The organism is Trichocoleus desertorum AS-A10 (assembly GCF_039962155.1).
Taxonomy (GTDB): domain Bacteria; phylum Cyanobacteriota; class Cyanobacteriia; order FACHB-46; family FACHB-46; genus Trichocoleus.
Genome location: NZ_JAMPKN010000046.1, coordinates 20666 through 27043 on the forward strand (window position 1 = coordinate 20666; position 6378 = coordinate 27043).

6 protein-coding genes are annotated in these 6378 nt (G+C 49.1%); 2 read left to right on the forward strand and 4 right to left on the reverse strand.

Features of this window, described 5'->3' with window-relative positions; translation table 11 throughout:
- Positions 1–57: 57 nt before the first annotated feature.
- Together NDA01_RS26945 and NDA01_RS26950 are read right to left on the reverse strand one after the other, a co-directional pair.
- Entirely contained in the window at positions 58–252 is a 195-nt protein-coding gene (locus NDA01_RS26945; RefSeq protein ID WP_348230432.1) for a hypothetical protein, read from the reverse strand.
- 379 nt (positions 253–631) lie between these two features.
- Positions 632–958: an STAS domain-containing protein gene (locus tag NDA01_RS26950; RefSeq protein WP_348230433.1), complete on the reverse strand. Its 327-nt coding sequence runs from the start codon at positions 956–958 to the stop codon at positions 632–634.
- A 107-nt stretch (positions 959–1065) separates the two neighbouring features.
- Between NDA01_RS26950 and NDA01_RS26955 the strand changes: the two genes are divergently transcribed.
- On the forward strand, positions 1066–1218 hold the full coding sequence (locus NDA01_RS26955; protein WP_348230434.1) for a hypothetical protein: 153 nt from the start codon (positions 1066–1068) through the stop codon (positions 1216–1218).
- Between the two features lie 431 nt (positions 1219–1649).
- Here NDA01_RS26955 and NDA01_RS26960 read toward each other — a convergent pair whose 3' ends face one another.
- The gene (locus NDA01_RS26960; protein WP_348230435.1) at positions 1650–1952 is read right to left on the reverse strand and encodes a hypothetical protein; all 303 of its coding nucleotides are present in this window, start codon (positions 1950–1952) and stop codon (positions 1650–1652) included.
- Between the two features lie 472 nt (positions 1953–2424).
- Between NDA01_RS26960 and NDA01_RS26965 the strand changes: the two genes are divergently transcribed.
- Positions 2425–3270, forward strand: a complete 846-nt coding sequence (locus NDA01_RS26965; protein ID WP_348230436.1) for an oxalate:formate antiporter — start codon at positions 2425–2427, stop codon at positions 3268–3270.
- Positions 3271–3613: 343 nt separating this feature from the next.
- Here the strand turns inward: NDA01_RS26965 and NDA01_RS26970 are convergent, their stop codons facing one another.
- A complete protein-coding gene (locus NDA01_RS26970) occupies positions 3614–5902 on the reverse strand; it encodes a calcium-binding protein (RefSeq protein WP_348230437.1) in 2289 nt (762 codons plus the stop codon).
- Between the last annotated feature and the right edge of the window lie 476 nt (positions 5903–6378).

Here is a 6378-nt window from a genome sequence, read left to right on the forward strand (position 1 = left end):
CTGCATCAGCCGTGAAATTCCAAAAGCAAGTGATGGCTCAAGCAACGGTTCCATCAGCTATACCCACAGCAAGAGAGCCTTCAGCAAGATATGTGGGCACCTTGCAAGTAAGGCGATCGCATGACTAAGGGGGCAAAGACTTGGTAGCGCGATCGCCCCTGCTTTTGAAAGATTGTTCAAAATCCGAAAATTTCGTAATATCCAAGGCTTCAGCGATCGCCCTTCCAACTTTTCCCCAATTGGGGAACGCAACCGAAACAATGAGCTATTGAGCGATCGCCACACGTCCCAAATTGGGACAACTGACTTACAAAGATGAGTGGGAGGCTTGGGGTTGCGTGGGTGCTGCTGAGCGATCGCACGACTCCAACAGATGCTGGTTTAGATTTCTGGTTATTTCTACAGCCAATCATTCTCTTTGAGAAGCTGAACTGCTGCCATCCACCCTTGTATTACAGGAATTACGGCTTTTATCGGCTTGTTTTCTATTCGAGCCCAAAAGCCTTGGTTCCACAAATGCCAATCATGGCTACCCGAAGTATAGAGATTATGACTCTGTAACCAGGCTTCTGCTTTCTGGCCCACTTCTGACGTTAGTTCTATCGCTCTTGACCCTCTGTGCATAAAAAAATCAGTCTTCTAGCACTTTCTCATGAAACTCATCTTGGTCAGCAAAAATAGAAAAGGTTCGACTGATACCAGCTGCTTCTAGAAGGAGCTGAATGGACTCATTGAGGGAGCATAGAAACAATTGCCCTTGGGCTGTTTGAACATCCTTGAGAATCGCGACTAAAATCCCTAATCCAGCTCTATCCATAAATTCGACCGCTTGAAAGTTAATCAAGAACGTCTTGATTCCAACCTCAAGGGCGTCCCGAATTTCCTCGCGAACGTTGGTCGCAGCGGCGCTACTAAAGTCTGGGGAGGGATAGGAAATCAGGGAGGGATTAGTCCGCATGGTATCTCTGTGGAGAGAGCTAGTTTTAAGTATCCAATGATACATAACTTTCCACAAAGCACCGATGTTTAAAGTGTAAAGCTGGGGTCAGCAATCCTGAGCCAAAAATGTCAGTTCTTGCCGCGATCGCCCCTCTGCCCCTCACTTTTTCCCAATTGGGGAACGCAACCAAGCGAGTGAACTGCGGAGCGATCGCAAAGAGCTTAACCGCTCAAGCCATAATTGCTGCTAGAGCAGGAACAGAGACTGCGAGGTTCTGAGTTCTCAAGCCAACCCATACCTTGTACTCAGTGTTGAGGCAAGTAATACAAGCTTGAGCACCATGCTCTATTAGAGCGGTCGCCAAACTAAAAGCTTGGTGTCTATCGTCTGAACCGTACACTATGCAAAGGCGATACATTTCATTGTTAAAGCACATTCCCTGATGAATACCGTTCTGATACCAAAACTTAAAGGACTGGATCAAGTCCTGAGATAGAACTAAGAGATGCATGCGAAGGCCCTAATGGAGTATCTGATTTTTGACTATAGTGCCTCAGTACAGAAGTCATAAATAGCACATTTACCTAAAGCGTTAAATTCTGGGGCTCAATAAATACAGAGTACAAAGTCGATACAAAGCGATCGCCCTTCCAACTTTTCCCCAATTGGGGAACGCAACCAAGCTGCTTGGTCAACGCGATCGCGCGACTCAGGCAGATGTTGAGCTAATCAAAATACTGGATGGAGAGTTTAGTCCTCTAAGATTCTCTGAGACGGAGGCAAGGGCATGCTTGATTTTGTTCATCCCATTGCGATGCTCTAGCCAGAGTCGGCAAGCCTGCTCCACTATCCCCTTCTCTTCATCTGTTAAAAGCTCCTCTGGTTTTTCGGCTGCCAAAATCCCGGATGCTTGTAAAGCGAGTGAGTATTCCACGCCCCCCTTGATGAATTGAGCTAGAAATACTTTTTGCCTTTCATTCGCTAATTTGATGGCGTTAGTGTTGCTCAACATAGGAAATGTAAACAGTCTTCATTTCGTTAGCATCTCCTTGGCGCTGAGGTGCCACAACACCCTTAAGGCATATAGTGATGAGTCTGCTTACAATACGAGCGAGTCATTGCATTTTGCTGGCTCTACTTCACCAGGCACTCAGTTCAAAATCGGAAATTTTCCGACTATCAAAGCTTGGCCTAGGTTCTGCGTCACCAGTGCGATCGCCCCTTCAGCTTTTCCCCAATTGGGGAACGCAACCAAGTCACCAAGCTTTCAATTACCTGTCAGTTGTCCAGAATTCTGACATCTTCCTGCCGTGAGGCTGAGGCATAGAGCGATCGCCAAAAGCAGTCGGTGGATGAGGCTATGTGGCGATTGCCCCACGAAAATCTGACATAACAATCGCGATCGTGAACCGTTTCTTAGTATTTCGCGTAGCGCTTGAATTTCATGGCAATATCAAACACTAATCCTGTTAGGCAGCGTACCCATGAAGGTTCCAAGCACTGCACTTGCCACTCACCAATCGTTCATCAATAGCGCCCTCCTGCGTCTAGTGGCGGATCAACGACTAGTGGGCGTAGCAGCAACGGGGTCTTGGGCGGAGAACGCAATGGATGAGTTTAGTGATCTCGATTTGATCATCGCTGTAGAGCCTGAAAGCTGGAAGCAGGCCATGGCCGATCGCCACCAGATTGCGGCATCGCTAGGAGAGTTGTTGGCAGCGTTCACGGGTGAGCACGTGGGTGAGCCACGGTTACTGATCTGCCTTTACAATTCACCATTGCTGCATGTTGACCTCAAATTTCTGTCTGTCGCGGATGTTGGAAGTCGCGTCGATGAGCCAGTGGTTCTGTGGGAACGCGATCGCCGACTGGCACAAGCTTTGGCTTCCAGCACGGGGACATACCCCTTACCAGATGAGCAGTGGATCGAGGATCGATTCTGGGTATGGATTCACTATGGCACTGGCAAGGTCGCGCGAGGAGAACTGTTTGAGGCATTAGACCTCATTTCATATCTACGCAGTACGGTTCTCGGACCGCTAGGTCTTCTGCGAGCAGGATGCAAACCTTCAGGGGCTCGGAGAATTGAGCAACTCGCACCCGTTTTGGCCGAAGCTCTCGAAAGCACGGTGGCTTTGCATGAACGAGAGAGTTGCTATTTAGCGTTGGAACGTTGCGTCGAAATTTATCGATCGCTCCGCTTAATGACACTTATCCGCCGTGAAGCTGCGGAGGAAGCTGCTGTTACCTTCCTCAATGTCATGCACACACACCGAGTTGAGAATTACATGATCATCAAAAGTCCCTTTTCTAGCTTCAAGTCATATTGAAAGGAAGCTTTAAGGCTGTATGGCATCGTCAAGAGTAGATCCTGGATGAGGTTAGATAGCGATCGCACCTCCAGCCCCTCTCCGACTCCTCACCAAACCCGATCGCCCCACCCTACCCAGCACTCAGCCCAAAATCAGAAATTTTCTAAATCTTAGAACTTGGCTTGGGGTTTGCGTTACAGCGCGATCGCCCTTCCAACTTTTCCCCAATTGGGAAACGCCACCAAGTGAGTGAAGCACTCAGCATAAATCAACAGGGTAGCTTGTGGTTTACCCTGTTGATTTCAAAGATTCAGATTACACGACCGATCCTTCGATCTTTACGCGACCTCAGGTACCAAAGTTAGCTGAACGCAAATTGGCCTGTAGACCTCAAGTTCATGCCAATATCGCTAGTACTAAACCCGGCTGTGCCATTGAGGGTGACGAGCAAAGCGCCCGTCCCAAATCCGGTATTGTTCTGGATGCCGTCTCCCATGCGGAATTCTGTGCTTGTACCTACAGTGCGGACATCAATGTAATTGATCCCTGAGAAGGACATCTGATCTCCGCCCATGCCTCGAACGAATTGGTAAACAGTATCTGTGCCATCTCCGTTGTTGTATTGCACGGTATCACTGTTCATGTCACTGCCCAAGTTTAAGGCATCATTGCCTTGTCCACCCACCAGCATGTCACTCCCGGTGCCTCCATTGATGATGTCAGCAGCCATCGTACCCATGAGGTTGTCATTGAACTGAGACCCTTCAATCTGGAACTGCTCGATGTTGTTGAACTCGACTCGATTAGACTGACCCGTGCTGGAGTTGTAGACCTCGAAGGAGCCAGAGTAGCTGCCATTGCCATTGCTATACACTTGGCTGTACAAGCTGGGAGTTGGACTACCCAGTGGGGTGCTAGTAGTAGCGAGATAGTCCACAACTAGCAGGTCCTGGCCTGCACCTCCATCCACTCGGTCCCAGCTACCAGTCCCGGCGTTCAGGGTGTCGTTGCCTTCGCGTCCCTCAATAAAGTCGTTGCCGCTATGGCCATTGATGATGTCAGCAGCCATCGTACCCATGAGGTTGTCATTAGACTGAGACCCCTCAATCTGGAACTGCTCGATGTTGTTGAACTCGACTCGATTAGACTGACCCGTGCTGGAGTTGTAGACATCAAAGGAGCCAGAATAGCTGCCATTGCCATTGCTATACACTTGGCTGTACAAGCTGGGAGCAGGGCTGTTAGGAGAAGTAGGGACGTTCTTGAGATAGTCCACAACTAGCAGGTCCTGGCCTGCACCTCCATCCACTCGGTCCCAGCTACCAGTCCCGGCGTTCAGGGTGTCATTCCCCTCTCCTGCCTTGAGCTCATCATTTCCTGCACCACCACTGAGGGTGTCGTTGCCTGCTCCAGCATCGAGGATGTCGTTACCAGCATTGCCGATCAAGGTGTCATCGCCGCCAGCTCCTAATATGACATCATTCGCGTTGGTGCCAACTACATAAAAGCGCTCAATGTTGGAAAAGCTGACTTCATCGTAGTTGCCGTAGTTGTCTTTATAGGCACGGAAGGAACCATTGAAGCTGTTGGGACCTGTCTGAGAGAGATAGTTTTGAATTCCAGCAGGCGGTCCGCCATTGCCAACATAGGAATTGGCTGAGTAATCCACAACTAAGAGATCGTTGCCGGTTCCGCCGTCTACATAGTCACGACCGAGACGGGGGGCAAAGGTATCATCCCCTGTGTTGTTCGCTCCATTTGCTGGGAGGACATCATTACCATCGGTGCCATTGAAGTTGGCCGGAGGTAAGTTGCCAGCACTAGAGCCAGTAGATAAGGAAGCAAACCCAGAAATCTCAATGATGCTATTGCCATTCGCAACATAAAGGCTACTACCAGAGCCGGAGGAGGAGCGTCCAAAAGTTAAATCCCCCTTATCGTCATACACCAGCCCAGTTTGAAAAGTGATCGCAGAACCATTATCTACAGAGATACGTTGAATGGTATCGCCCACTCTGGCATAGAGGAAGTTACCAGCAGGCTCGATCGCGAAGTTCCCCACTCCAGAGGGGATAGATGCTAGGAGACGGTAAGTGCCAGCCGCGAGATCAACGACATAAAATCCGCTGCTTTTAACCGCGAAATAAGCTTTGTTCTGAGCCAGGTCAAACTCTAACCCAAAGGCATCTGGAGGCAGGTTGGAAACCTTAAGCGTTTTGATATTGGTGCTGAGATCGTACTCCCAAATTTGGTTAGCACTCCCCGTCCCATCGGTGACATAAAGTTTACTGCCGTTGATGCCTAATCCAGCTTCAAACCCAAATCCAGCAAAGTTAGTCAGTACTGTGGAACTGCCCATCTTTGTGTCTACTTGGACTAAATCACCGTTGGATAAGGTCGTATAGACGAACCCATTGGCAAACTGAATATCAGTTGCCATGTAAGCATAAAATCCGCTTCCAGGCGTGAAATCGCTGGTGACCGTTGACAGCGTTCTATTAGTCCCAATCTGCCGTAAAGTCCCGTTCGTATCTCCAAAATCAGCGAAAAAAAGAGTCCCAGTCACGGGGTCAACGGTCAAGCCAGAAGGCGTAGTGGGCAAGCCACTAAAATAGACAGATTCTGCAAATCCCGAGACGGTGATGGTCATAAAATTTTGGTTAAGAAGTAGATGGGTCGAGGATGTTCATCTAGCCTGGAAGCAATTTCTGTGGGAAAAGGCAAGCTGAAACCTAAGCAGCCTTGCCCTCTCACTTGCACTAATTTCTATTTCTGTTGCAGGAAACAAATCAAAGATAGCTAGGAACGCTTGGGTTTAAGAACCGCAGCCCCTCGCATTACTACCATGAACTTTCGTCGGGTTTGGACAGAGCTACCTGTAAATTCACCAGTCGGCCAATATCCCGAGTTGGGATAGCTTTCTCTCAGTATTTGCTCTAGTGGTCCACTGCTAGAAGCACTGTCGGAAATCGGCCTCAGCCCCGGTTAACCATCCCGGCGATCGCCCCTCTATCCCTTCACTATCCCCACCCCCACCCACCTCAACTTGTGAATTGGCCCCTTTTGACTCAAACCCTACCTACACGGGATCAAGGCCCAAAAAGCCCAATTCAAACCAATTCAAAA